The organism is Rahnella ecdela (assembly GCF_019049625.1).
Lineage (GTDB): Bacteria > Pseudomonadota > Gammaproteobacteria > Enterobacterales > Enterobacteriaceae > Rahnella > Rahnella ecdela.
Window position 1 is genome coordinate 29,249 of record NZ_JAFMOY010000127.1, and the last position, 24,369, is coordinate 53,617.

Below are 24,369 nucleotides of genomic sequence, written 5' to 3' on the forward strand. Positions count from 1 at the left end.
TAATAACTCTTATGAGCCAGGCGACAGAGCTGCGGAGTTACCGCCTCTCTGCAACCTGACTCATTCAGGATTAAATGTTGAAACTGTCCTAGGTGAAACTAAAGCTCTGCCGAAAGCATATCTTCGAGTTTCTTCTGATCGACGGCGAATGAACGGATACCCTCAGCCAGTTTATCGACGGCCATGGCGTCCTGATGGTGTTCCCAGAGGAATTCAGCCTGCGTCAGAGGTGCTGGTTTCTTCTCACCCTTTTTGGAAGGTTGTAGTTTACGTTCTACCGGTTCGCTGCTGGCTTTCAGTTCTTCCAGTAGATTTGGAGAAATGGTCAGGCGGTCACAGCCCGCCAGAGCCAGGATTTGTTCCACTTTACGGAAGCTGGCACCCATGATGACGGTCGGGTAGTCGTGGGATTTGTAATAGTCGTAAATATCGCGGACAGATTTCACACCCGGGTCTTTTTCCACGTCATAAGTCGCGTTCGGTTCTTTGGCTTTATACCAGTCATAGATGCGGCCGACGAAAGGAGAAATCAGATAAACACCGGCTTCGGCACAGGCGCGTGCCTGAGCGAACGAGAACAGAAGGGTCAGGTTGCAGTTTATCCCTTCTTTTTCCAGCTTCTCTGCGGCTTTAATCCCTTCCCAGGTTGAAGCAAGTTTGATCAGAATGCGGGATTTATCAATGCCCTGATCCTGATAGAGGCCAATCAGTTTACGGGCCTTTTCGATACATAATTCACTGTTAAAAGACAGGCGGGCATCGACTTCTGTCGAGATGCGTCCTGGGACGCTTTTCAGGATTTCCACCCCGATATTTACGGCCAGTTTATCCGTGGCATTCACCACCTGAGTCTCTTTGCTGCCGCCCTGTTTACGGGCATAGTCCAGCGCGTCTTTAATCAGGCTTTGGTACTGCGGCAGGTCGGCTGCTTTGAGGATCAGTGAAGGATTGGTGGTCGCATCCTGAGGCTCGAAATGACGGATAGATTCAATGTCACCGCTGTCGGCAACGACGGTGGTGATTTTTTTTAATGCGTCTAACTGGTTCATCTCTTAGCTCCTTAGCGAGAAAAAACGATACAGCAATAAGGTCGACCGACTCTATTTCGTAGGGCTCCTACCCTGCATCATTCTGTTAACAAACTGAATGCGCTTTTTCTGATTACTGCAATGGGTCTCAACAATGGCGGCCTTTATTGCTGCTCAAATTGGGTGTCTGGCGAGAAAAGCGCAAGGACAAACTTTAAGCTTAGTTGATTTTTACGAGACGTCTTCCATGAATGAAAAGCAAACAATGTAACGGTCGTTTTTTGTTCGTCATTCCCCCTTAGTCGTGGCAGGGTTATCTATACTGGTCAGCGGGAAAACCTGATGGTGATGTTTCCCCATATTCGTTGTCTGCGCAAAAAACCGGTTATCTCTGTAAAAATAAGAAACAAGAAAAGGACCCTACGATGGACGAACAACTCAAGCAAAGTGCGCTCGATTTTCATGAGTTTCCGGTGCCCGGAAAAATTCAAGTCTCGCCCACCAAACCCCTCGCCACACAACGTGATCTGGCGCTGGCCTATTCACCCGGCGTTGCCGCCCCTTGTCTGGAAATAGCCAAAGATCCGCAGGCGGCTTACAAATACACCGCGCGCGGCAATCTGGTGGCGGTGATTTCCAATGGAACCGCGGTTCTCGGGTTAGGCAATATCGGCGCGCTGGCCGGTAAACCAGTAATGGAAGGGAAGGGCGTACTGTTTAAAAAATTCGCCGGCATTGACGTGTTTGATATTGAAGTCGATGAAAACGATCCGGATAAACTGATCGACGTGATTGCCGCGCTGGAACCGACGTTCGGTGGCATCAATCTTGAAGACATCAAAGCGCCGGAGTGTTTTTACATCGAGAAAAAGCTGCGTGAACGCATGAAGATCCCGGTGTTTCATGACGATCAGCACGGTACCGCGATTATCTGTACCGCGGCAGTGCTGAACGGTTTACGCGTGGTCGGTAAAAATATTTCGGATGTGCGGCTGGTAGTATCCGGCGCAGGGGCTTCCGCTATTGCCTGTCTGAATCTGCTGGTCGCGCTCGGACTTAAACGCCACAACATTACTGCCTGTGATTCCCGTGGCGTGATTTATAAAGGCCGCGAAGAGAATATGGCCGAAACAAAAGCGGCATACGCCATTGACGATAACGGCCAGCGCACGCTGGGCGATGCCATTCCGGAGGCTGACATTTTTCTTGGCTGCTCCGGCCCCGGCGTTCTGACGCAGGATATGGTGAAAACCATGGCGAAGGATCCCTTGATCCTGGCACTCGCCAATCCTGAGCCGGAAATTTTACCGCCGCTGGCAAAAGAGGTTCGCCCTGATGCCATCATTTGCACGGGTCGTTCGGATTATCCCAATCAGGTCAATAACGTGCTGTGTTTCCCGTTCATTTTCCGTGGCGCGCTGGATGTGGGCGCTACCACCATCAATGAAGAAATGAAACTGGCCTGCGTACATGCGATTGCCGATCTGGCGATGGCAGAACAGAGTGACGTAGTGGCGTCAGCCTATGGAGAAGAAGAGCTCTCTTTCGGCCCGGATTACATCATTCCGAAGCCCTTTGATCCGCGCCTCATTGTGAAAATTGCACCGGCTGTCGCAAAAGCGGCAATGGATTCCGGTGTGGCGATGCGCCCGATTGAAGACCTGGAAGCGTACGCTGAGAAGCTGACGGAGTTTGTTTATAAAACCAATCTGTTCATGAAACCGATTTTCTCGCAGGCGAAAAAAGACGCCCGGCGGGTGGTGATGGCGGAAGGGGAAGAAGAGCGTGTTTTACAGGCCACACAGGAACTGATTTCCCTGGGACTGGCCAAACCGATTCTGGTCGGACGCCCGAGCGTTATCGCCATGCGCATTAAGAAACTGGGGTTGCAGCTCGAAGCAGGCCGGGATTTCGAAGTGGTGAATAACGAATCTGATCCGCGCTTTAATGAATACTGGCGCGAATATTATGTGCTGATGAAACGGCGTGGTGTGTCACAGGAGCAGGCACGGCGTGCGGTGATTGGTAATCCGACACTGATTTCCGCCATCATGCTGTTGCGCGGGGAAGCGGATGCGATGATTTGCGGTACGGTCGGCACCTATCATGAGCATTACGATATTGTGGAGAAGGTCTTCGGTTTTCGCGAAGGTACGCACGTTGCCGGTGCCATGAATGCGCTGCTATTGCCAAGCGGGAACACGTTTATTGCAGACACTTATGTTAATGACGACCCGACGCCGGAGCAGCTGGCAGAAATCACCCTGATGGCGGCGGAAACGGTACGTCGTTTTGGTATCGAACCGAAAGTTGCGTTGCTGTCGCATTCGAGTTTTGGCACTTCAGACAGTCCGGCGGCGCTTAAAATGCGGCGAACGCTGGAGCTGGTGAATGAGCTTGATCCCGAACTTGAAATTGACGGCGAGATGCATGGCGATGCCGCGCTGGTGGAAAGCATCCGTCAGGACATCATGCCCGACAGTCCGTTAAAAGGTTCAGCCAATATCCTGATTATGCCGAATATGGAATCGGCACGTATCAGCTACAACCTGCTGCGCGTATCGTGTTCTGAAGGCGTCACCGTCGGGCCGGTGCTGATGGGGGTATCGAAATCGGTACATATTCTGACACCGATAGCCTCGGTGCGCAGGATTGTAAATATGGTGGCATTAGCCGTGGTGGAGGCGCAAACCGAGCCTCTTTGAATTTGGAAAGGGCGCCGCAACGGGCGCCCTTTTTAAATATCCGGCTCAGTATTTCACTTCGCCGATACGTTCCAGTGCATCGACGATCAGATCCCAGAAACGCTGATGATCGAGTTTTACCGCCACTTGAGTATGGCAGTCTGGCGGCGGCGGGGCACGGAAATCAGCGACGGTCATACCCAGTGTCAACGTGCCGGTCAGCTCAATATCCACTGGCACTTTTTGTACTGTCATTACGCTCGGGTCAATTACGTAAGCCACGGCGCAAGGGTCGTGAACTGGGGGAGCATCAAAGCCCTGGCGATCTTTATAGCTTAGACCGAAGAAATCGAGCAGCTCGCCGACAAATTTGGCAGGTTGCGTGCCGACTGCAGCAATACGTGCGGCAACTTCCGGCGTGGCCAGTGCCTGATGGGTGAGATCCAACCCGACCATCGTCAGAGGCCATTTTTCGTTGAACACGATATGGGCCGCTTCCGGATCAATCTTGATATTAAATTCTGCGACAGCGCTCCAGTTACCCACATGATAACCGCCGCCCATCAGTACCACTTCTTTCACGCGATCAGCAATGCGCGGCTCTTTACGTACCGCCATCGCAATATTGGTCAGCCCGCCGGTTGGCACCAGGGTGATGGTTTTTGGCGGGTGCGACATGATCAAATCAATAATCAGATCGATGGCGTGAATCGGCTCCAGTGAGATGGCAGCATCCGGCAGCACCGGACCGTCGAGACCGGATTCGCCGTGGATTTCATCAGCCACTTCAATCTGACGTACCAGCGGACGCGTTGCCCCTGCGGCAAACGGCACGCCGGTGAGATTAATCACGCGTGCGACCGCCAGCGCGTTGCGGGTGACTTTCTCCAGCGTCTGATTGCCGACTACCGTAGTGACGGCCAGCAACTCGATTTCGGGGTTACCGTGAGCCAGTAACATCGCGATAGCATCGTCGTGCCCCGGATCGCAATCAAGGATGATCTTTTTGACCATTTCTTATTCCTTTAAAAGTGTAGGGATACATCGGTTTGCCTGACCGGACTATTTTTTGGCTTGTTGCAGCCATTTATCCAGTTCATTGGCAAATTGCTGGCGGTCGCGCTGATTAAGCGCAGGCGGTCCGCCGGTCTGCACGCCGCTGGCGCGCATGGTGTCCATAAAATCACGCATATTCAGGCGCTCTTTAATGGTTTCAGTGGTGTAACGCTCGCCGCGAGGGTTGAGCGCTACACCGCCTTTTTCAATCACTTCAGCCGCGAGAGGAATATCAGCGGTGATCACCAGGTCACCGGGCTCTGTGCGTTTTACAATTTCGTTATCCGCGACGTCAAAACCGGCTTCCACGCGCAGAGTCCGCAGGAATTTTGACGGCGGTGTGCGGATGATTTGGTTAGCCACCAGCGTCACCATCATGCCGGTGCGTTCAGCTGCGCGGAACAGCACTTCCTTGATCACATTCGGACAGGCGTCGGCATCAACCCAGATTTGCATTAATTTGCTTCTCCGTTTTCAGATAAGCCGTTATCAGTCAGCCAGTCGCGAACCGGCAGGAAATCGCTGTACAACGCGGCTTCCGGGCTGCCAGCTTCCGGTTCATAGCCATATTCCCAGCGCACCAGCGGTGGCATCGACATCAAAATAGATTCTGTGCGGCCGCCGGTTTGCAGGCCAAACAGCGTTCCGCGATCCCACACCAGATTGAATTCCACGTAACGGCCACGGCGGTAAAGCTGGAACTGGCGCTCGCGCTCGCCCCACGGCAGGGCTTTGCGTTTTACCACTATCGGCAGATAGGCGTCGGTAAAGCCGTTACCGACGGCCTGCATAAAGTTGAAACAGGTGTCGAAATCCGGCGAGTTCAGGTCATCAAAGAACAAACCGCCAATCCCGCGTGCCTCATTGCGGTGTTTGATGAAGAAATAGTCGTCGCACCATTTTTTGTATTTCGGGTACATATTGTCGCCAAACGGCTGGCAAAGCTGTTGCGCAGTGAGGTGCCAGTGTCGGGCATCTTCCTCAAAACCATAATAAGGCGTGAGGTCGAAACCCCCGCCAAACCACCATACCGGCGCTTCGCCGGGTTTTTCGGCAATGAAGAAACGCACATTGGCGTGGCTGGTCGGCACATAGGGGCTAAGCGGATGGATAACCAGGGAGACGCCCATGGCCTGAAAACTGCGACCCGCCAGTTCCGGGCGATGTGCTGTTGCGGAGGCCGGAAGGGTGGCGCCGGAAACATGTGAGAAATTTACCCCAGCCTGTTCGAACACTGCGCCGTGGGTTAAGACCCGGCTCTGACCGCCACCGCCTTCTTCGCGAACCCACTGATCTTCAGCAAAGTGACCTTTGCCATCGGCAGCGGCCAGTTGCCGGCAAATATGATCCTGAAGCTGGAGCAGGAAAGTTTTGACTTGCTGGATGTCGGGAATGGATTGGCTCACAGGCTAACTCGCAGACGTTGACTGAAAAGACATTCAGCGCCTTGCGGGCGCTGAATGATAGAAAAGTGGACGTTATTATATACCCAAAACCCTGCGGGTCACCAAAGGCGGCTGTTTTTTGTGCCGGGAAGAGATTAACGGGGCTTACGCTCGTTGGCGTCGAAGTAACTGAAAAAGTTCACGATGCCCTGTGAGATCGCCTGAGCAATTTCCCGGCGAAAAGCCGTGGTGCTGAGCAGCTGTTCTTCCTGATGATTGGTAATAAACGATGTTTCTACCAGAATCGACGGGATCGACGGGGATTTCAGAACGGCAAACGCGGCCTGCTCGGTTTGCTGGCTGTGCAGATGGTGAATAGGGCGGATCCGGTCGAGCACGTGATGTCCCAGCGTCAGGCTGTTTTTAATGGTGTCGGTCTGTACCAGATCGAAGAGCACCTGTTGCAGATAATTGTTGTCTTCTTTGGCGTATTTCGCACCCGCGACCAAATCCGCATCGTTTTCTTTTTTCGACATATAACGTGCCATCGCGCTGCTGGCACCGCGGTTGGACAGGGCAAAAACTGAAGCACCGGAGGCCGTCGGGCTGGTGTAACCATCGGCGTGAATGGAAACGAACAGGTCTGCCTGATGCTGATGCGCCAGTTCAACCCGCTGATAAAGCGGAATAAAATGGTCAGAGTCGCGGGTCAGTTTGACTTCAATATGGCTTTGCTCACCTAAGAATTCCCGCACGTAGTTGGCGATTTCCAGCACCACGTGTTTTTCTTCCGAGCCTTCATGACCGACAGCGCCGGAATCAATGCCACCGTGGCCGGGGTCGATCATCACCAGTTTTTTCGCGCCCGGTGGCTTAGGTGCCGGGGCGGATTTGGTGATGTGTTCCTGCTGCGCCGCACTGGCAGACCGGGAACCAAAGGCGGCAATCGCTAATCCCAGGCCGGAAAGTAATAACTGGCGGCGAGTGGCGGCAGCGGGAAGCGGCTGGAAATGCAAAAATTTGTTCAGGGGGTTTAACATCAGTCCGTTACCGTCAGAAAAAAGGCAGAATGCCTATGTTATAGAGTATCTTTTTTATAGTTTCGATCTGAGAACTATTACTTTTTATGAATATTGTGTCGCGGTTGTTGCTAACACTGAATAAATATTCGATTGAACGGCGGGTGATATCTTCTGCAGGCAGTCAGTTAACGGTTCAAATTTGTTCGTAAAATAGACAATCTGCGATTTTGATGTTGCGTATCAAACAGATCCCGCGATAATCAATTAAACCCCTATTAACAGCGGCGAACAGTGATGGAAATTCGCGTATACCGTCAAGAAGATTTCGAAGAAGTACTGACCTTATGGGAGCGTTGCGATTTGCTGCGCCCGTGGAACGATCCTGAGCTGGATATCGAACGTAAAATTAACCATAGCCCGGAGTTTTTCCTGGTGGCAGAAGTCGGCGGCGAAGTGGTCGGCACGCTGATGGGCGGCTATGACGGTCATCGTGGTTCAGCGAATTATCTGGGCGTACATCCGGATTATCGCGGGCGAGGCATTGCTAATGCACTGGTTAACCGGCTGGAAAAAAAGCTGATTGCCCGTGGCTGTCCGAAAATGAATTTAATGGTGCGTGCAGAAAACGACGCGGTTGTCAGCATGTACGAAAAGCTGGGCTATGAAATATCGGATACTTTGCTGCTCGGAAAACGTCTGATCGAAGATCAGGAATACTGATATACCGGTTGTTTTCCAGTGAATAAAAAGCCCTGACAGAATCACTTCTGCCGGGGCTTTTTTATCATCGATCACTTGATGATTTTAACGCTCTTCACGTCCACTTCCACAGAGTTCCAGTCTTTATCGACTTTACCTTCAATGCGGATTTTATCTTTTGGCGAGACGTTCTGCCCCTGCCAGCGTTTACCGTCAATTTCCACATTCAGGGTGCCGGTATTGTCGCGGAAAATGTATTTATCGTGGTCGATACGCTGATCCAGGTAGCCTTCCAGCATGATCCATTGATCGTCTTTCATTGTCTGCGCATCTTTCACGGTACTCAGCGCAGTGGTACCGGTGAAGCCGCCTTGTTCCGCAGGCTGGGCTTGCGTCTCCTGAGCTGAAGGGCCATTAAAGCCGCCAGTCTGTTGGGCAAAGGCCGTCGCTGAACAAAGTGCAATGAGGGTTGCCAGAGTGATCTTCTTCATCATAATAGGTCTTCCTTAATATTACGTTTCCAGAGTACCGGCAACTATGACATCGTTTAGGATGTCTTGCCGCGCTGGAGACCATTAAAGCAGACTGTTCTTAACAGTTTCTTAAGCCAAATTCAGTATTTTAAATTTCACCTTATTTGCAGGAACGTTGTTCTTTTTATGAACCCGGATGACTATAACGACCACGGTATGTTGCGATTGCCGCTGTGGTTCTGGATGATTTTAATTTTGCAGGCACGAACCTGGCTGTTGTTTGTAATGGCGGGAGCCTCCCGCCAGCAGGGGAGTGATTTACTGACGTTGTTTTATCCCGATCAGCAGAGTTTCTGGTCCGGGATGTTGCTGGGGCTGCCGCCAGCGCTGGTGTTTTTGCTCAGTGGTCGTCGTCATGTGTGGCCACGCATCTGGCAGGCCGGGTACTGGTTACTTCTTGCCGGGATGTTTGTTACTTTTGCTTTGCAGGGATTGGGATTGTGGCAAAGTACTGACATGATTTCTGGCGTGGATATCGTGCTGGCCTTACTGGATGCTACCGCGCTGGCCTATTGGTTGCTGAGCCGCCGTCTGCGCGCCTGTTTTGATGCCTCACACCGTCTGGCCTGAAGCATATTCCCATTCGGGCTGAACTTTTTCGCCAGAAAAGTACTCGAACTGGCGCTTAACAATAATTGTTAAAATATTAATTCACTGTCGGTTTGTCCGCCAGGCCGTACCGGCCAACGGGAACGGGCAGAAAAGGAGTACGGAATGACTGTTCGCTTGCGGGTTCGCCCTCTGTTGCTGGTGCTGCCACTGATCCTGACCGGCTGTTCGTCGATGTCACACATGTCGTGGCCGAGCGTGTCCTGGTCGAGCATGAATCCGCTTAACTGGTTTGGCAGCAGTGTTACGGTCAGTGATAAAGGCGTCGGCGGCATCACGGCCAGTACGCCGCTGACTGAAGACGCCATCAAAGATGCACTCAACGGCGATTATACGCTGCGCAGCGGCATGTCAATGAGCGACGGAAAAATGCTGAGCTTCTTCCAGGCGATGGATGGCAAAGACGTGAAAATGTCCATCAGCGGTGAGCCGAAAGGCAATGTCCAGCGCGTTGATGTGGTGGATCCTAAAGTTGAAAGCCAATGGGGCGTTAAAATCGGCACATCATTCAGCAGCCTTTACAGCAAAGCCTTTGATGTCTGTGTGAAAGGCGAGGGTGATGATGCTCAGAACGTTGAGTGTAAAGCGCCGCAAAGTGCGCACGTGACCTATGTCTTCAGCGGCATCTGGCATGGCCCGGAATCGCTGATGCCTTCCGACGATGCACTGAAAGACTGGAAGGTCAGCAAAATCATCTGGCGGGCGAATCCGGTTCAGACGTCTGCTGCCCAGTAAACCGGGCTTCTCAGCTTAATAAATCCTCAATGCCTTGCCTTCGCGCAAGGCATTTTTATTGACATCCGGTATGATGTCGCCGGTCAAATTAACGAGGATGAGAAGATGACTCAGGTTCAGAGCGGCATTTTGCCCGAACATTGCCGTTTCGCGATTTACATTGAAGCGAAAGCTCAGGGTGACCTGGATGCGCTCCGGCAGGGCTGCCGTGCATTTGTGGCTGTACTGGAAGACATGCAGAAAAAATTTCCCACCGAACATCTTGGTGCAGTCGTGGCCTTTGGCAACGATGTGTGGCGTGATTTATCCGGCAATCAGGGCGCGGATGAACTGAAATCTTTCGAGCCATTAGGCAAAGGTCTGGCACCTGCAACGCAGCGCGATATGCTGCTGCACATTCAGTCCCTGCGTCATGACGTAAATTTTGCCCTGGCACAGGCGGCTCTGAAAGCGTTCGGCAGTTCGATCGTGGTTGAAGAAGAAACTCACTGTTTTCGTGCGGTTGAAGAACGTGACCTGAGCGGTTTCGTTGACGGTACTGAAAACCCGAAAGCCGAAGCGCGTGCTCAGGTGGCGATTATTCCTGAAGGCAGTGTCGATGCCGGTGGCAGTTACGTGATGGTTCAGCGCTGGAAACATAATCTGGTGCAATGGGAACGCTTCTCCGTGCAACAGCAGGAGGAAGTCATTGGCCGTACGAAAGACACCGATGAAGAACTGGATTCAGAAACTCGTCCGGATACGTCTCACGTCAGCCGCGTGGATCTGAAAGAAGACGGCAAAGGCCTGAAAATTCTGCGCCAGAGCCTGCCTTATGGCACAGCCAGTGGTGAGCACGGTTTATATTTCATCAGCTATTGCGCCCGTTTGTGGAACATTGAGAAACAACTGCTGAGCATGTTTGGCGATCTCGATGGTAAACGTGACGCCATGCTGCGCTTCACCCGTCCGGTGACCGGCAGCTATTATTTCGCCCCCTCGCTGACCCGCCTTTTATCACTATAAGTTTCTTAAGCGCGTTCATTCTCGGACGCGCTGCTTCCCTCCCTTCTGCAATTCCCCCTTCAGTTGTTAATGCCTTATAGCTTTTCATGCTTGAAAATCACCAAATGGTATATAAAACCGTTACAGCCTGAGCCTCAGTTATAAATACACTGTGTAATATTGAGCGGCATTTATCAGCGTCGCATATCGGTTCACTCACCTAAGGCTAAGCATGAAAACACTCGGATTTACTGGCAGCGTGCTGAAAGGTTCCGTGGCGGCATTGTTGCTGGCCAGCGGAGCGGCTTCGGCGACTGAACTGCTTAACAGCTCTTATGATGTGTCCCGTGAACTTTTTGCTGCACTGAATCCGCCATTCCAGAAGCAATGGGCTGATCAAAACAACGGCGACAAACTCGATATCAAACAATCGCATGCTGGATCTTCCAAGCAGGCGCTGGCGATTTTGCAGGGCCTGAAGGCCGATGTGGTCACTTACAATCAGGTGACCGATGTGCAGATTTTGCATGACCGCGGCAATCTGATCCCGGCCAACTGGCAAACTCGTCTGCCTAACAACAGTTCGCCATTTTATTCCACCATGGCGTTTCTGGTGCGCAAGGGTAATCCAAAGAACATTCACAGCTGGGACGATTTAGCGCGTCCGGGTGTGAGCCTGGTGTTCCCGAATCCAAAAACTTCCGGCAATGGCCGTTACACCTATCTCGGTGCCTGGGGCGCATTCAATCTGGAAGACAATAAAAACCAGACGCAGACTCGCGAGAAGATGGCGAGTTTCCTGAAAAACGTGCAGGTGTTTGATACCGGCGGCCGTGGCGCGACCACCACATTTGTGGAGCGCGGTCTGGGCGATGTGCTGATCAGCTTCGAATCAGAAGTGAACAATATCCGCAAACAGTACGGGGACGATAAGTACGAAGTGATTGTGCCGAAGGTGGATATTCTGGCTGAGTTCCCGGTGGCCTGGGTGGACAAAAACGTCGAAAAAAATGGCACTGAGAAAGCCGCAAAAGATTACCTGAATTATTTGTGGAGCCCGCAGGCGCAGAAAATCATTACCAGTTTTAACTACCGCGTGTATGACAAAACGGCAATGGCGGCGGCGAAAGGACAGTTCCCCGATACTAAATTGTTCAAAGTTGAAGAGCAGTTCGGTGGCTGGCCACAAGTGATGGAAACCCATTTCAGTACCGGCGGTGAGCTGGACAAACTGTTAGAGCAAGGTCACAAGTAATGTTGTTGTCGAGCAAACGCGTATTACCCGGATTCACCCTCAGTCTCGGCAGCAGCCTGCTGTTTGTCTGCCTCGTGCTGTTGCTGCCTCTGAGTGCACTGGTGATGCAGCTGTCACAAATGACGCTGGCGCAATACTGGGATGTGATCACCAACGGTCAGGTTGTTGCGGCGTACAAAGTCACGCTGCTGGCGGCGGGCGTGGCGAGTCTTTTCAACTGCTTCTTCGGCATGCTGATGGCGTGGATCCTGACCCGTTATGAGTTTCCGGGAAAAAGCCTGATCGACGGGCTGATGGATTTGCCGTTTGCTTTACCGACGGCGGTTGCGGGTCTTACGCTGGCCGGTCTGTTTTCGACCACCGGATTTTATGGTCAGTGGCTGGCGCATTTTGATATCAAAGTCGCCTACACCTGGCTCGGAATTGCGGTGGCAATGGCCTTCACCAGTATCCCGTTTGTGGTGCGTACCGTGCAGCCGGTGCTGGAAGAATTAGGTCCGGAATATGAAGAAGCGGCTGAAACACTCGGTGCGTCGCGCTGGCAGAGTTTTCGTCGGGTGGTGTTACCGGAAGTGATGCCTTCGCTGCTGGCGGGCACGGCGTTGTCCTTCACCCGCAGTCTGGGCGAATTCGGCGCGGTGATTTTCATCGCCGGTAACATTGCCTGGAAAACGGAAGTGACCTCGCTGATGATTTTCATCCGCTTGCAGGAATTTGATTACCCGGCGGCAAGCGCCATTGCATCGGTTATTCTCGCTGCTTCGCTGCTGCTGTTGTTCGCGATTAACACTTTACAGAGCCGCTATGGCCGTCGTCTGGGAGGCCAGTAATGTCTGATATTCCGGCTTTTGCAGGTGAAAAACGCCAGCGTACTGATTGGGTGAAATGGTCGCTGATTGGCACAGGTGTGCTGATTTGCGTGCTGTTGCTGGTTATCCCGATGATCAGCATTTTTGTGCTGGCCTTTTCTGACGGTATCGCAGCTGTGTGGAAGAACCTGTCGGATTCTGACATGTTGCATTCCATCTGGCTGACAGTGCTTATGGCGCTGATTACGGTGCCGGTAAATCTTATTTTCGGCACGCTGCTGGCCTGGCTTGTGGCGCGCTTTAATTTCCCTGGCCGTCAGCTGTTACTGACGCTGATCGATATTCCGTTCGCGGTTTCGCCGGTAGTAGCAGGCCTGTTGTATCTGCTGTTTTACGGCACTAACGGTCCGATTGGCGGCTGGCTGGACGCGCACAATATTCAGTTCATGTTCGCCTGGCCGGGCATGGTGATGGTGACGGTTTTCGTTACCTGTCCGTTTGTTATCCGGGAGCTGGTACCGGTGATGTTGAGCCAGGGCAGTCACGAAGATGAAGCTGCTGTATTGCTGGGTGCCTCCGGCTGGCAGATGTTCCGCCGCGTGACGTTACCGAATATCCGCTGGGCATTGCTGTATGGCGTGGTGCTGACTAACGCCCGTGCAATTGGTGAGTTCGGTGCAGTCTCTGTCGTTTCCGGGTCTATCCGCGGTGAAACTTACACGCTGCCATTACAAGTTGAATTACTGCATCAGGACTACAACACCGCAGGTGCGTTTACTGCTGCCGCGCTGCTGACCCTGATGGCGATTGTCACACTGTTTCTGAAAAGCGGCCTGCAATGGCGTCTGAAACGCCACAACGACCGTCTTGAGCGGGAGGAAAGTCATGAGCATTGAAATTAACGGTATCAACAAATATTTTGGCCGCACGAAAGTGCTCAATGATATCTCGCTCGATATTGCTTCCGGAGAGATGGTCGCGTTGCTCGGTCCTTCCGGTTCGGGTAAAACCACGCTGTTGCGCATTATCGCCGGGCTGGAAAACCAGAGTGCCGGTCATCTGAGCTTTCACGGTAAAGACGTGACGCGCCTGCACGCCCGCGATCGTCAGGTCGGTTTTGTGTTCCAGCATTACGCGCTGTTCCGCCATATGACGGTGTTCGATAACATCGCCTTTGGTCTGACGGTGCTGCCGCGCCGCGAGCGTCCGAACACCGAAGCGATTAAACAGAAAGTCACGAAATTGCTGGAAATGGTGCAGTTAGCCCATCTGGCCAATCGTTATCCGGCACAGCTTTCCGGCGGCCAGAAACAGCGTGTGGCGCTGGCCCGTGCGCTGGCGGTTGAACCACAGATTTTATTGCTCGACGAGCCGTTCGGTGCGCTGGATGCGCAGGTGCGTAAAGAGCTGCGTCGCTGGTTGCGTCAGTTGCATGAAGAACTGAAATTCACCAGCGTGTTCGTGACTCACGATCAGGAAGAAGCGATGGAAGTCGCGGATCGTGTGGTCGTCATGAGCCAGGGCAATATTGAACAGGTGGGGGCGCCGGAAGAAATATGGCGTGAGCCGGCAACCCGCTTCGTGCTCGAATTTATGGGTGAAGTGAATAAAATTGGCGGAGAAATTCGCGGTTCTCAGTTGTATGTCGGTGCACATCACTGGCCGCTGGAAAACCCGCCATTGCATCAGGGAAGGGTAGATTTGTTCCTGCGTCCGTGGGAAATGGAAATCACAGCACACAGCACCGCGCGCTGTCCGTTGCCGGTAAAAGTACTGGAAGTCAGTCCGCGTGGTCATTTCTGGCAATTAATTGTTCAGGCCGAAGGCTGGCACGATGAGCCGCTTGCCGTGGTGCTTTCTGAAACCCACGGTAATAACGCGCCACAGCGCGGCGATCGTTTCTACGTTGGTGGCCTTAACGGTCGTCTTTACGCCGGTGATCAGCAGCTTCAGGCTGTTGAGCTGGCAAAAACGGCTTAACTTCATAATCCTTCTTTCAAAGCAGCGTAAGCTGCTTTGAATTTATTCCCGGCTTTTCTTCATCGCTCTCCCGCAGAAATTTAATCTGGTTTCCCCAGTACTGATTTTTATTTATCTGGTTTTTGTATTTATGTTTTGGCCTGATAACTCAAATCTATATTTAAAAAGATTGTGAGGGCTTCTTGCCAGATATAGTATGGTCAGTACTATGTGTCATTATTTAAATGTTTAAAGAACTCTTAATAGCAATGCATCATAAACCCTCATGGAATTTTTCGCATTATAGGCAGGGAGCAGTATGAATGAATTAAACGTAAATTATGTATTCTTAATACTGGCATTAGTTACCGGTTTAATGATCGGAAGTTTTCTAAATGTTGTTATTTACCGGTTGCCGAAGATGCTGTTCGCACAATTTGAAGGAAATAAAATACCGTCATTTAATCTCTGCTGGCCATCGTCACATTGTCCGATTTGCGAAAAGTCGATATTGAAACGCGATAACATCCCTATGTTTAGCTGGCTGGTTTTAAAAGGAAAATGCCGCCATTGCCGCGCGGGTATTCCTGTGCGTTATCTGATTTCTGAGGTGACTGTTGGCCTCTGGTTTACCCTTGAAGCGTGGCGTATGCTGCCGCACGTTACTGCAGGTGAATTTACTTTTAGCACGAGTTTTTTTTGCGTGTTATATGCTCTGGCGATGATTGATCTTAAACATATGTTATTGCCAGATTCACTGGTTTATATGTTGCTATGGGGCGGTATACTGGCATCCGTGACGGGTATTATTACTGTGACACCACTGCAATCTGTTCTGGGAGTCACTGTATCCTGGTTCATAATGTTTAGTGTGATGACATTGTATAAAATGATCCGCGGTCAGGATGGATTAGGTAATGGCGACGTTAAACTTTATAGTGCAGTTTCTGCCTGGCTGGGTGTGGATTTATTGCCACAATTAATTTTAATTTCTTCAATTATCGGATGTGTTTTCTATCTGGTTGTTCGGGTGTATTACGCAACAAAACTGGGTGATTCTGAAAATCCATTTATTACAGAAGATAAGGCTGTCCCTTTTGGGCCTGCTATCGCACTGGCTGCCTTAATTCTTTTCCATGTAAATGTTATGGTTTTTTGAGTTTCAGATGAGGGCGTACTGTGAGGCTTTGCTATAAATGTTGCGCTGCTGTTGACCGGAAAGTCAGCTCAGGGTGTTTACCGCTTAGCATCCGGCAAATAAATGGTTTCGTACAGACTTCCCCGCGACAACTGATTGCCAATCATTCCCCCTGCTGTTAATTTTCTTCTATTGCAGATTTAAAGAGCGGTCACTGACCGCTTTTTTTCATATTCGAAATATAAGGCAAGCACTTTGAGTACGCTCGAACACTACATCGGTAATACACCTCTGGTGAGACTACAGCGCCTGACCGCGGGGCTCGACAGTGAAATCTGGGTCAAACTGGAAGGCAATAATCCCGCGGGCTCAGTGAAAGACCGTGCGGCACTGTTCATGATTGAGCAGGCGGAAAAACGCGGTGAAATTCATCCCGGCGATACACTGATTGAAGCCACCAGTGGTAATACCGGTATTGCGCTGGCGATGATTGCGGCACTGAAAGGCTATAAGCTGAAATTACTGATGCCGGAAAACATGAGTCTTGAGCGTCAGGCATCCATGCGCGCTTACGGCGCTGAATTATTGCTGGTCAGCCGTGCACAGGGGATGGAAGGCGCGAGGGATCTGGCTCTGGAAATGGAACAGCAAGGGCAGGGGAAAGTGCTAGATCAGTTCAATAATCCGGACAATCCCCTCGCACACTTTACCACTACCGGCCCGGAAATTTGGCAACAGACGCACGGGCGCATCACGCATTTCGTGTCGAGTATGGGGACAACCGGCACGATTACCGGCGTCAGCCGCTTTCTGCGCAGTCAGCATGCGGGGGTGAAAATTATCGGGTTGCAGCCTTGTGAAGGCAGCAGTATTCCGGGGATACGCCGCTGGCCTAAGGAATATCTGCCGGGCATTTTTAGCCCTGAGCTGGTCGATGAAGTGATGGACATGGGACAGAACGAAGCGGAAGACACCATGCGCGCTCTGGCGCGGATAGAAGGACTCTTTTGTGGCGTGAGTTCTGGCGGTGCTGTCGCGGGCGCACTGCGCGTCGCCAGAAGCCATCCCGGCAGTGTGATTGTGGCGATTGTCTGCGATCGTGGCGACCGCTATCTTTCCACTGGCGTGTTTTCTGATTAAGAACTCGCAGCGAAAAATGCGGTCACATTATAAAGGCAGGCCTTAGCGCCTGCTTTTTGCTTTCTGAACGACGCTAACAGATTGATTTTAATCTTCTATAATAGGAATAGTGTTAATCACGACAACTTTGTTCCTTACACTGCGCTTTCAGCGATACGAAATTCTGTCAGAGACTGTGTAAAAAAAGAGTAAAAGCGGCTGCGTAATGCAGGGTTAGTGGTAAAAATGACCAAAATTTTAGCCAGGCGGAAATAAAGAATGAAAATTTTATTAGTCGATGACGATCTCGAATTAGGGACCATGCTCAGCGAGTATCTGATTGCAGAAGGTTTTGACGCTTCTCTGGTGCTGACCGGAAAAGCGGGCGTGGAAGGGGCGATGTCGGGGGAATATACCGCCATGATCCTCGACATCATGCTGCCGGATATGAGCGGAATTGATGTCCTGCGTCAGGTGCGCAAAAACAGCCGCCTGCCGATCATCATGCTGACCGCCAAAGGCGACAACATCGACCGTGTTATCGGCCTGGAAATGGGTGCCGATGATTACATGCCAAAACCTTGCTACCCGCGTGAACTGGTTGCGCGTCTGCGTGCGGTATTGCGGCGTGTGGAAGAGCAACAGGAATCGCATTCTGATTCTTCATCCGTTAACTACGGCGACCTGACGCTCAATCCTGCCACGCGCAGCAGCGAATGGCGTGGCGTGTCTTTTGACCTGACGGCGTCTGAATTCAATCTGCTGGAACTGTTGCTGCGTTCCCCGGAGCGTGTAGTTTCAAAGGATGAGCTGTCGGAAAAAGGCCTGGGCCGTCCGCGTGAAGCGTATGACCGCAGTATTGATGTTCACATCAGTAATATCCGCCAGAAACTGGGGTCACTGGAAGGTGGCGACATCCTGACTATTGAGACGGTGCGCAGTATTGGCTATCGCATACGCTAAACGACTTCGCGGAAAACTGTTCTGGAAAATCCTGCTCGGATTCTGGTTCACGTTCGTGGCGATCACTCAGGGGCTCTGGGTTGTTTTTGCTTTTTACAATCCGCATGAACCGCCGGAAAGCGGCATTGCCCGGCGTTTTGTGAAACTGCAAATTACCTCAGCGGTTTCCACGCTGCACAGCGGCGGTATGCCTGCGCTGAACGCGATGATGGCTGACTGGCCGGATGATGACAGACAGTTTTTCTCGGTCACCCCTTCGTTTCTGCCTGCGAAAGGCAATACGATTAAGGATCTGGAACCTGGTAAAATTCCGCATGAAGTTGTGCAATTTGTACAGGGGCCGGACGGACAGGGCTACCGGTTGAAATATGATGTCGACGGGCTGATGCATGAATATCGCCCGAGACGCCACAGAGACTGGCTGAATATGCCTCCGCCGCTGTTGTGGCTCGGCGGACTGGGCGGATTGCTGTTCAGTGCGGTTCTGGCGTGGAACCTGACCCGACCTATGCTGCAAATGCGTAAAGCCTTCGGGCGTGTGGCGCAGGGCGATTTATCGGTCCGCCTGTTTACCAGCATGGGTAAGCGGCACGATGAACTGTCAGAAGTGGCACGCGATTTCGATTCAATGGCTGAACGTTTGCAGGTTCTGGTGAAGGCGCGTGAAGAGCTGTTGCATGACGTTTCGCACGAGCTGCGTTCACCACTGGCCCGTTTGCAACTGGCAATCGGTCTGGCCCGACAGAACCCTTCCAACGTGGAAACCTCTTTGAGTCGTATTGAGCATGAAGCCGGACGTCTGGATAAGATGATCGGCGAACTGCTGGCGTTGTCACGAACTGAAAGCAGTGAAATCCCGGATGAAGAATATTTCGATCTGTATGGGCTGGTGGAAGCGGTGGTGAACGATGCGCGCTACGAGGCGCAGTTACCGGGCGTGGAGATTGCACTCTATCCCGAATCACCCGATGACCTGGATTACACGGTCAAAGGCAATGCAGAGCTGATGCGACGCGCAGTCGATAACGTTGTGCGCAATGCGCTGCGTTTTTCAGCGCGCGGACAAACAATCAATGTTTCGCTGGCACAGGTTGAAGAGTATTTGCAGATTGAAGTCGCCGATCAGGGGCCGGGTGTGGAAGAAGATAAGCTCTCGAGTATCTTCGACCCGTTCGTGCGTGTGAAATCGCCGCTTTCAGGCAAAGGCTACGGTCTCGGGCTGGCCATCACCCGTAAAGTGATGTTAGCGCATGAAGGTAAAGTGGATGCCCGTAATGCACAGCCTCATGGCCTTATCATCAGCCTTCAAGTCCCGCACTGGAAATCTGCTTCATAATTCGAGCCGCTGATTCAGTAAAAAACAGGCAATAAAAAACGGCGCTGATTAGGCGCCGTTTTTAACTTCTTGGTTTACAACTCGCTGAGCGAATTACTTCCTGATGCGGATGATTGGGGTTTCGCCCACAGTCACGCTACCAGTCAGTTTAATCAGCTCTTTGATCTCGTCCATGTTAGAGATGACAACCGGAGTCAGGGTAGACTTCGCTTTCTCTTCCAGAAGAGCCAGATCAAACTCGATAACCAAATCGCCTTTCTTAACACGTTGGCCTTCTTCAGCGATGCGTTTGAAGCCTTCGCCTTTCAGTTCAACGGTGTCGATACCGAAGTGCACGAACAACTCAATGCCACTGTCGGATTCGATTGAGAAAGCATGGTTAGTTTCAAAGATTTTACCGATAGTACCATCAACCGGAGCAACCATTTTGTTGCCAGATGGTTTGATAGCAATACCGTCACCAACGATTTTCTCAGCGAAAACAACGTCTGGCACATCTTCAATGTTGACAATCTCACCAGAGATTGGCGCTACGATTTCAATAGTGCCAACGTCTTTTTTATCATCAGAAACCAATGATTTCAGTTTATCGAACAAACCCATGATCTTCTCCTAAGCATTAATTTGGGCAGCTTTACCAGCATCGCGCAATTAGCAGAGTGTTTTTTCTTCAATGAACTTGTTAACCAGGTTCATCAACTCTTGCGCCGTAGGTTGGGCCAGGGCCTGATCTGCCAGCGCTTTCACATCTTCGAAGTTTGTATTGCGAATAATTTTCTTGATGCGTGGGATAGAGATAGCGCTCATGCTGAACTCATCTAACCCCATGCCCAATAGAAGAAGTGTAGCACGTTCGTCACCGGCTAGCTCGCCGCACATCCCTGTCCATTTGCCGGCAGCATGAGATGCGTCAATAACTTGCTTAATTAAACCAAGTACTGACGGAGACATCGGGTTGTACAGATGAGAAATCAGTTCGTTACCGCGATCCACAGCCAAAGTATACTGGGTAAGATCGTTTGTACCAATACTGAAGAAATCGACTTCTTTTGCCAGATGATGAGCAATCACCGCAGCAGCCGGAGTTTCAACCATCACGCCGACTTCGATGGTTTCATCGAATGCCTGACCTTTCTCACGCAGCTGAGCTTTCAGCAGTTCAAGTTCTGCTTTCAGTTCACGCACTTCTTCAACAGAAATGATCATCGGGAACATGATACGCAGTTTACCGAACGCAGAAGCACGCAGAATACCTTTCAGCTGGTCGTGAAGAATTTCTTTACGATCCAGACAGATACGGATTGCACGCCAGCCCAGGAACGGGTTTTCTTCTTTTGGCAGGTTCATGTACGGCAGGTCTTTATCACCGCCGATGTCCATGGTACGTACGATAACAGCCTGTGAGCCCATCGCTTCAGCAACAGCTTTATAAGCCTGGAATTGCTCTTCTTCGGTAGGCAGGCTGTCACGGTCCATGAACAGGAATTCTGTACGATACAGGCCGACACCTTCAGCGCCATTGCGCTCTGCACCGGCGACGTCGCGCACGGTACCGATGTTGGCACAAACTTCAACCTGATGACCATCCAGCGTAATAGCCGGCAAATCTTTCAGTTTAGTCAGTTCGTCTTTTTCTGAGATGTACTGATTCTGAACGGCTTTCAGCTCATCAATAACGTCTGCTGTCGGGTTGACATAGATTTTATTGTTCACAGCATCGAGGATCAGATAGTCATCATTTTTGACTTGTTTGGTCACGTCGCTGGTGCCTACGATGGCAGGTAATTCCAGGGAACGCGCCATGATTGAGGTGTGAGAAGTACGGCCACCCAAATCAGTAATGAAACCCAGAACCTTGTTCAGGTTCAGCTGAGCAGTTTCTGACGGCGTCAGATCGGTCGCAACCAAGATAACTTCGTCCTGGATGGAGCTCAGATCAACGATAGCCATGTCGAGAATGTTGCGCAGAAGACGTTTACCGATGTCACGCACGTCAGCCGCACGTTCTTTCAGGTATTCATCATCAAGCTCTTCCAGGGCTTTTGCCTGGCCTTCAATGACAGAGAAAGCAGCAGCGTCAGCAGAAGCATGCTCGTCTTTGATAAGGGCTATGATTTCCTGTTCAAGCTCTTCGTCTTCCAACAACATGATGTGGCCTTCGAAGATGGCTTCTTTCTCTTCACCGAAGGTCTCACCGGCTTTGGTCTTGATCACTTCCAGCTGAGCTGAGGCTTTCGCACGGCCAGCGAGGAAACGTTCAACTTCCTGATCAACGTGATCAGGAGAGATTTTTTTCCGGTTGATGACAATTTCATCTTCTTTCAACAGAAGTGCTTTGCCGAAAGCGATACCGGGAGATACTAAAATGCCTGAAATCATAACCCTACCTTTCTCTTGACTGGTTTAAACGATATAAGAGCGGCTGAGTGTTACTCGAGCTCTGCCATCAGTTTTACCAAGTGTTCAACGGCTTTCTGCTCGTCTTCACCTTCAGCTGAGAGGGTCACAACGGTACCTTGGGTCAGGCCCAGAGTTTGCAGTTTAAACAGGCTTTTAGCACTGGCGCTTTTGCCGTTTGAAGTCACAGTGATGTCAGAAGCGAAACCTTTTGCTTCTTTCACGAACTGTGCAGCAGGGCGGGTGTGCAGACCATTAGGAGCGGTGATTGTAACTTCTTGCTGGAACATTGTTGTTTCCCCAACTTATTAAAGTAATGTTGTGGAGCTAAAGTTTAGCTTATGCGCTTTACTTTAGCCTGTAGAGATTAGCGCCTGACTATGGTTCAGGGGCAGGTTCAGATGCAACAGAAAAGAGAAAATAACGCACTCAGCGATAAAACTCTTTGCCCTAGATCTAGGCTTTCCTGTTATTTCTCCATTATGCCGTGATTTTCCCTCTTGTAACAAATCGGTAAATCGATTCAGCGGGCGGTTTCATGGAGGCTATTAATTTCGCGCATCGAAATAATTGTCCGGTTAAATACTAAACCTGGCGGGTAAAATCAATCACAGAGTGGTACAAACTTTGATGTAGCCCACAAAAAAGCACCCCGAAAGGTGCTTTTTTATACGCTTTTAGGGATGTGGCATTATTGTTGCAATTCTTTTTCAGTAAACAGATCTGCAAATAATGCGGTACTCAGATAGCGTTCACCGGAAGAGGGCAGGATAACCACGATGGTTTTATCCGCAAACTCGGGTTCCTGAGATAATTTTACCGCAGCTTCAACCGCAGCACCGGAAGAAATCCCCGCCAGAATACCTTCTTCTTCCATTAGACGGCGGGCCATCTGAATGGATTCATCGTTGGTGATAAGCGTGACGCGATCCAGCAGTTCCAAATCCAGGTTACCCGGAATAAAACCTGCGCCGATGCCCTGAATTTTGTGCGGGCCCGGTTTGACTTCTTCGCCGTTCAGCGTCTGGGTAATAACCGGGGAATCTGTTGGCTCCACGGCCACCAGTTTCACGCTGCTTTTTTTGCTTTTCAGATAACGACCGGTACCGGTGATGGTACCGCCCGTGCCCACGCCTGCAATCAGCACATCGACTGCGCCATCGGTGTCTTCCCAGATTTCCGGGCCGGTGGTTTGTTCATGGATGGCTGGGTTGGCCGGGTTGCTGAACTGCTGAAGGATAAGATAACGGGAAGGATCGCTGGCCTGAATTTCTTCGGCTTTCGCAATTGCGCCTTTCATCCCTTTTGCGCCTTCGGTCAGCACCAGATTGGCCCCGAGGGCTTTAAGCAACTTACGACGCTCAACGCTCATGGTTTCAGGCATGGTCAGCGTCAGTTTATAACCGCGCGCGGCTGCTACGTACGCCAGGGCAATACCGGTGTTGCCACTGGTCGGTTCAACCAGTTCGATATCTTTGGTCAGGATGCCTTTTTTCTCAGCATCCCAGATCATGTTTGCACCGATACGGCATTTCACGCTGAAGCTCGGGTTACGTGACTCGACCTTAGCCAGAATACGACCATTACCGATACGGTTCAGGCGAACCAGTGGCGTATGGCCAATTGTTAATGAATTGTCTTCATAGATCTTGCTCATAACCCGTCCTTTAACTGTATGAAATATTCACGGTGTGAAGCTTTCAACACTATGAAATTAGTGGGAATCGAGAAAGCATACGCGAACCGCTTTCCCAGTGAAGTAAGGTTTTGGTATTTGGTATATCGATACGTTATTAAGAAATAAGTTTGAGGACGAAAAGTCAAGCATAGCAGGCAGCCGCCCGCAGGCGGCTGTGAGATAAAACGTTATTTACGGGTCGAATTCACGTCCACATTATTTTTAACGTAAACATGCCGATAGCGGTCGCACCACATGGCAGTTGCCCCGCAAACTGCGACAGGCAGGATCACCAGATTCAGCACCGGAATCATCGTAAACAGGCTGACCAGCGAGCCGAACTGCATATTGTCGATTTTGTTACTGCCGAGCGAACGACGCATATCCGCGAAACTCACCTTATGATTATCGAACGGATAATCGCAATACTGAATCACCACCATCCACGCGCTGAAGAAGAACCACAGCACCGGTGCAATGGTCTGGCCGATCACCGGAATAAAATAGAGTGCGAACAGCAGCAGGGCACGTGGCAGGTAATACGCCAGTTTCTGCCATTCGCGTTTCATGATGCGCGGCAGATCTTTCATGATGTCCCAGATGCCGGTATCAGGCAGCGGTTTACCGGTCAGGCGCGCTTCGAGCTGTTCGGCGAGTAATCCGCTGAACGGTGCGGCAATCCAGTTGGCGATGGTGCTGAAGAAATAGCTGAACACCAGCACTACAGAAAGCACGGCCACCGGCCAGATGAGATAATCCAGCCAGCTAAGCCACGCCGGAACCTTGCTCATCATAGCGGGGATCCATTCCCCCAGTTTGGTAAACAGCCACCAAAACGCCCCCCCCATCAGTAATACGTTCACGGCCAGCGGTAAAATCACAAAACGTCGTATCCCTGGTAAGGAGATGAGCGTCCAGCCCTGTCTGAAATAATGCACGCCGTTTTCATGTCTGGCGCTTTGCGATGAAGTCATAAACGA

23 protein-coding genes and 1 pseudogene are annotated in these 24,369 nt (G+C 51.2%); 13 read left to right on the forward strand and 11 right to left on the reverse strand.

What is annotated here, in order from left to right:
- Nucleotides 1-98 precede the first annotated feature (98 nt).
- On the reverse strand, nt 99-1,049 hold the full coding sequence (gene tal, locus J1784_RS13775; RefSeq protein WP_217149707.1) for a transaldolase: 951 nt from the start codon (nt 1,047-1,049) through the stop codon (nt 99-101).
- A 404-nt stretch (nt 1,050-1,453) separates the two neighbouring features.
- On the opposite strand from tal, the gene maeB reads away from it, so the two are divergent.
- Nucleotides 1,454-3,733: an NADP-dependent oxaloacetate-decarboxylating malate dehydrogenase gene (maeB, locus tag J1784_RS13780; RefSeq protein ID WP_217149708.1), complete on the forward strand. Its 2,280-nt coding sequence runs from the start codon at nt 1,454-1,456 to the stop codon at nt 3,731-3,733.
- 45 nt (nt 3,734-3,778) lie between these two features.
- Here the strand turns inward: maeB and uriH are convergent, their stop codons facing one another.
- From uriH to amiA, 4 genes are all read right to left on the reverse strand, one after another.
- Entirely contained in the window at nt 3,779-4,726 is a 948-nt protein-coding gene (uriH, locus tag J1784_RS13785) for a uridine-preferring nucleoside hydrolase UriH (RefSeq protein WP_217149709.1), read from the reverse strand.
- 48 nt (nt 4,727-4,774) lie between these two features.
- A complete protein-coding gene (locus J1784_RS13790; protein ID WP_112288886.1) occupies nt 4,775-5,224 on the reverse strand; it encodes a YaiI/YqxD family protein in 450 nt (149 codons plus the stop codon).
- Nucleotides 5,224-6,174, reverse strand: coding sequence for an oxygen-dependent coproporphyrinogen oxidase (hemF, locus tag J1784_RS13795; RefSeq protein ID WP_217149710.1), 951 nt, complete (start codon nt 6,172-6,174; stop codon nt 5,224-5,226). Before hemF ends, J1784_RS13790 begins: the two co-directional genes overlap by 1 nt.
- A 134-nt stretch (nt 6,175-6,308) precedes the next feature.
- On the reverse strand, nt 6,309-7,193 hold the full coding sequence (amiA, locus tag J1784_RS13800) for an N-acetylmuramoyl-L-alanine amidase AmiA (RefSeq protein ID WP_120131685.1): 885 nt from the start codon (nt 7,191-7,193) through the stop codon (nt 6,309-6,311).
- A 276-nt stretch (nt 7,194-7,469) separates the two neighbouring features.
- Here amiA and J1784_RS13805 point away from each other — a divergent pair, with 276 nt between their 5' ends.
- Complete coding sequence (locus J1784_RS13805; protein WP_013574419.1) at nt 7,470-7,895, forward strand: GNAT family acetyltransferase; 426 nt, start codon at nt 7,470-7,472, stop codon at nt 7,893-7,895.
- A 71-nt stretch (nt 7,896-7,966) separates the two neighbouring features.
- Here the strand turns inward: J1784_RS13805 and J1784_RS13810 are convergent, their stop codons facing one another.
- A complete protein-coding gene (locus J1784_RS13810) occupies nt 7,967-8,365 on the reverse strand; it encodes a YgiW/YdeI family stress tolerance OB fold protein (protein WP_208645930.1) in 399 nt (132 codons plus the stop codon).
- A gap of 168 nt (nt 8,366-8,533) precedes the next feature.
- Between J1784_RS13810 and J1784_RS13815 the strand changes: the two genes are divergently transcribed.
- The 11 genes from J1784_RS13815 to J1784_RS13865 all read left to right on the forward strand — a co-directional run bounded on the left by J1784_RS13815 (nt 8,534) and on the right by J1784_RS13865 (nt 19,314).
- Nucleotides 8,534-8,977, forward strand: a complete 444-nt coding sequence (locus J1784_RS13815) for a DUF2919 domain-containing protein (protein ID WP_217149711.1) — start codon at nt 8,534-8,536, stop codon at nt 8,975-8,977.
- 144 nt (nt 8,978-9,121) lie between these two features.
- Nucleotides 9,122-9,751: an RpoE-regulated lipoprotein gene (locus tag J1784_RS13820; protein ID WP_217149712.1), complete on the forward strand. Its 630-nt coding sequence runs from the start codon at nt 9,122-9,124 to the stop codon at nt 9,749-9,751.
- A 105-nt stretch (nt 9,752-9,856) separates the two neighbouring features.
- The gene (locus tag J1784_RS13825) at nt 9,857-10,756 is read left to right on the forward strand and encodes a Dyp-type peroxidase (RefSeq protein ID WP_217149713.1); all 900 of its coding nucleotides are present in this window, start codon (nt 9,857-9,859) and stop codon (nt 10,754-10,756) included.
- 211 nt (nt 10,757-10,967) lie between these two features.
- Nucleotides 10,968-11,990 carry a thiosulfate ABC transporter substrate-binding protein CysP gene (gene cysP / locus J1784_RS13830; RefSeq protein ID WP_217149714.1) on the forward strand — a complete coding sequence of 341 codons (1,023 nt, stop codon included), beginning with the start codon at nt 10,968-10,970 and terminating at the stop codon, nt 11,988-11,990.
- On the forward strand, nt 11,990-12,820 hold the full coding sequence (cysT, locus tag J1784_RS13835) for a sulfate/thiosulfate ABC transporter permease CysT (protein ID WP_120131678.1): 831 nt from the start codon (nt 11,990-11,992) through the stop codon (nt 12,818-12,820). The genes cysP and cysT overlap by 1 nt, the downstream gene beginning before the upstream one ends.
- Nucleotides 12,820-13,695 carry a sulfate/thiosulfate ABC transporter permease CysW gene (gene cysW / locus J1784_RS13840; RefSeq protein ID WP_217149715.1) on the forward strand — a complete coding sequence of 292 codons (876 nt, stop codon included), beginning with the start codon at nt 12,820-12,822 and terminating at the stop codon, nt 13,693-13,695. The genes cysT and cysW overlap by 1 nt, the downstream gene beginning before the upstream one ends.
- Entirely contained in the window at nt 13,685-14,779 is a 1,095-nt protein-coding gene (gene cysA, locus J1784_RS13845) for a sulfate/thiosulfate ABC transporter ATP-binding protein CysA (RefSeq protein WP_217149716.1), read from the forward strand. The genes cysW and cysA overlap by 11 nt, the downstream gene beginning before the upstream one ends.
- Nucleotides 14,780-15,077: 298 nt before the next feature.
- On the forward strand, nt 15,078-15,917 hold the full coding sequence (locus tag J1784_RS13850) for a prepilin peptidase (protein WP_217149717.1): 840 nt from the start codon (nt 15,078-15,080) through the stop codon (nt 15,915-15,917).
- Nucleotides 15,918-16,151: 234 nt separating this feature from the next.
- Nucleotides 16,152-17,036 (forward strand): cysteine synthase CysM, encoded by an 885-nt coding sequence (gene cysM, locus J1784_RS13855; protein ID WP_217149718.1) that lies wholly within the window; start codon nt 16,152-16,154, stop codon nt 17,034-17,036.
- Nucleotides 17,037-17,294: 258 nt separating this feature from the next.
- Nucleotides 17,295-17,978 carry a response regulator transcription factor gene (locus J1784_RS13860; protein WP_217149719.1) on the forward strand — a complete coding sequence of 228 codons (684 nt, stop codon included), beginning with the start codon at nt 17,295-17,297 and terminating at the stop codon, nt 17,976-17,978.
- Nucleotides 17,959-19,314, forward strand: a complete 1,356-nt coding sequence (locus J1784_RS13865; RefSeq protein ID WP_217149720.1) for a HAMP domain-containing sensor histidine kinase — start codon at nt 17,959-17,961, stop codon at nt 19,312-19,314. Before J1784_RS13860 ends, J1784_RS13865 begins: the two co-directional genes overlap by 20 nt.
- A 93-nt stretch (nt 19,315-19,407) precedes the next feature.
- Here the strand turns inward: J1784_RS13865 and crr are convergent, their stop codons facing one another.
- The 5 genes and pseudogenes from crr to cysZ form a co-directional block, all read right to left on the reverse strand.
- Nucleotides 19,408-19,917, reverse strand: coding sequence for a PTS glucose transporter subunit IIA (gene crr, locus J1784_RS13870; protein WP_013574431.1), 510 nt, complete (start codon nt 19,915-19,917; stop codon nt 19,408-19,410).
- Nucleotides 19,896-21,693 (reverse strand): annotated as a pseudogene (gene ptsI / locus J1784_RS13875) (phosphoenolpyruvate-protein phosphotransferase PtsI). The gene crr and the pseudogene ptsI overlap by 22 nt, the downstream one beginning before the upstream one ends.
- Before the next feature lie 50 nt (nt 21,694-21,743).
- The gene (gene ptsH / locus J1784_RS13880; RefSeq protein ID WP_013574433.1) at nt 21,744-22,001 is read right to left on the reverse strand and encodes a phosphocarrier protein Hpr; all 258 of its coding nucleotides are present in this window, start codon (nt 21,999-22,001) and stop codon (nt 21,744-21,746) included.
- A 401-nt stretch (nt 22,002-22,402) separates the two neighbouring features.
- Nucleotides 22,403-23,368: a cysteine synthase A gene (gene cysK / locus J1784_RS13885; RefSeq protein WP_120132235.1), complete on the reverse strand. Its 966-nt coding sequence runs from the start codon at nt 23,366-23,368 to the stop codon at nt 22,403-22,405.
- Nucleotides 23,369-23,577: 209 nt separating this feature from the next.
- Nucleotides 23,578-24,363 (reverse strand): sulfate transporter CysZ, encoded by a 786-nt coding sequence (gene cysZ, locus J1784_RS13890; RefSeq protein ID WP_217149722.1) that lies wholly within the window; start codon nt 24,361-24,363, stop codon nt 23,578-23,580.
- Nucleotides 24,364-24,369: the final 6 nt, after the last annotated feature.

Excerpts from the sequence above, each read along its gene's own strand:
- tal (WP_217149707.1), bottom strand. The coding sequence starts at position 1,049 with ATGAACCAGTTAGACGCATTAAAAAAAATCACCACCGTCGTTGCCGAC.
- maeB (WP_217149708.1), top strand. The coding sequence starts at position 1,454 with ATGGACGAACAACTCAAGCAAAGTGCGCTCGATTTTCATGAGTTTCCG.
- uriH (WP_217149709.1), bottom strand. The coding sequence starts at position 4,726 with ATGGTCAAAAAGATCATCCTTGATTGCGATCCGGGGCACGACGATGCT.
- J1784_RS13790 (WP_112288886.1), bottom strand. The coding sequence starts at position 5,224 with ATGCAAATCTGGGTTGATGCCGACGCCTGTCCGAATGTGATCAAGGAA.
- amiA (WP_120131685.1), bottom strand. The coding sequence starts at position 7,193 with ATGTTAAACCCCCTGAACAAATTTTTGCATTTCCAGCCGCTTCCCGCT.
- J1784_RS13805 (WP_013574419.1), top strand. The coding sequence starts at position 7,470 with ATGGAAATTCGCGTATACCGTCAAGAAGATTTCGAAGAAGTACTGACC.
- J1784_RS13810 (WP_208645930.1), bottom strand. The coding sequence starts at position 8,365 with ATGAAGAAGATCACTCTGGCAACCCTCATTGCACTTTGTTCAGCGACG.
- J1784_RS13815 (WP_217149711.1), top strand. The coding sequence starts at position 8,534 with ATGAACCCGGATGACTATAACGACCACGGTATGTTGCGATTGCCGCTG.
- J1784_RS13820 (WP_217149712.1), top strand. The coding sequence starts at position 9,122 with ATGACTGTTCGCTTGCGGGTTCGCCCTCTGTTGCTGGTGCTGCCACTG.
- J1784_RS13825 (WP_217149713.1), top strand. The coding sequence starts at position 9,857 with ATGACTCAGGTTCAGAGCGGCATTTTGCCCGAACATTGCCGTTTCGCG.
- cysP (WP_217149714.1), top strand. The coding sequence starts at position 10,968 with ATGAAAACACTCGGATTTACTGGCAGCGTGCTGAAAGGTTCCGTGGCG.
- cysT (WP_120131678.1), top strand. The coding sequence starts at position 11,990 with ATGTTGTTGTCGAGCAAACGCGTATTACCCGGATTCACCCTCAGTCTC.
- cysW (WP_217149715.1), top strand. The coding sequence starts at position 12,820 with ATGTCTGATATTCCGGCTTTTGCAGGTGAAAAACGCCAGCGTACTGAT.
- cysA (WP_217149716.1), top strand. The coding sequence starts at position 13,685 with ATGAGCATTGAAATTAACGGTATCAACAAATATTTTGGCCGCACGAAA.
- J1784_RS13850 (WP_217149717.1), top strand. The coding sequence starts at position 15,078 with ATGAATGAATTAAACGTAAATTATGTATTCTTAATACTGGCATTAGTT.
- J1784_RS13860 (WP_217149719.1), top strand. The coding sequence starts at position 17,295 with ATGAAAATTTTATTAGTCGATGACGATCTCGAATTAGGGACCATGCTC.
- crr (WP_013574431.1), bottom strand. The coding sequence starts at position 19,917 with ATGGGTTTGTTCGATAAACTGAAATCATTGGTTTCTGATGATAAAAAA.
- ptsH (WP_013574433.1), bottom strand. The coding sequence starts at position 22,001 with ATGTTCCAGCAAGAAGTTACAATCACCGCTCCTAATGGTCTGCACACC.
- cysK (WP_120132235.1), bottom strand. The coding sequence starts at position 23,368 with ATGAGCAAGATCTATGAAGACAATTCATTAACAATTGGCCATACGCCA.
- cysZ (WP_217149722.1), bottom strand. The coding sequence starts at position 24,363 with ATGACTTCATCGCAAAGCGCCAGACATGAAAACGGCGTGCATTATTTC.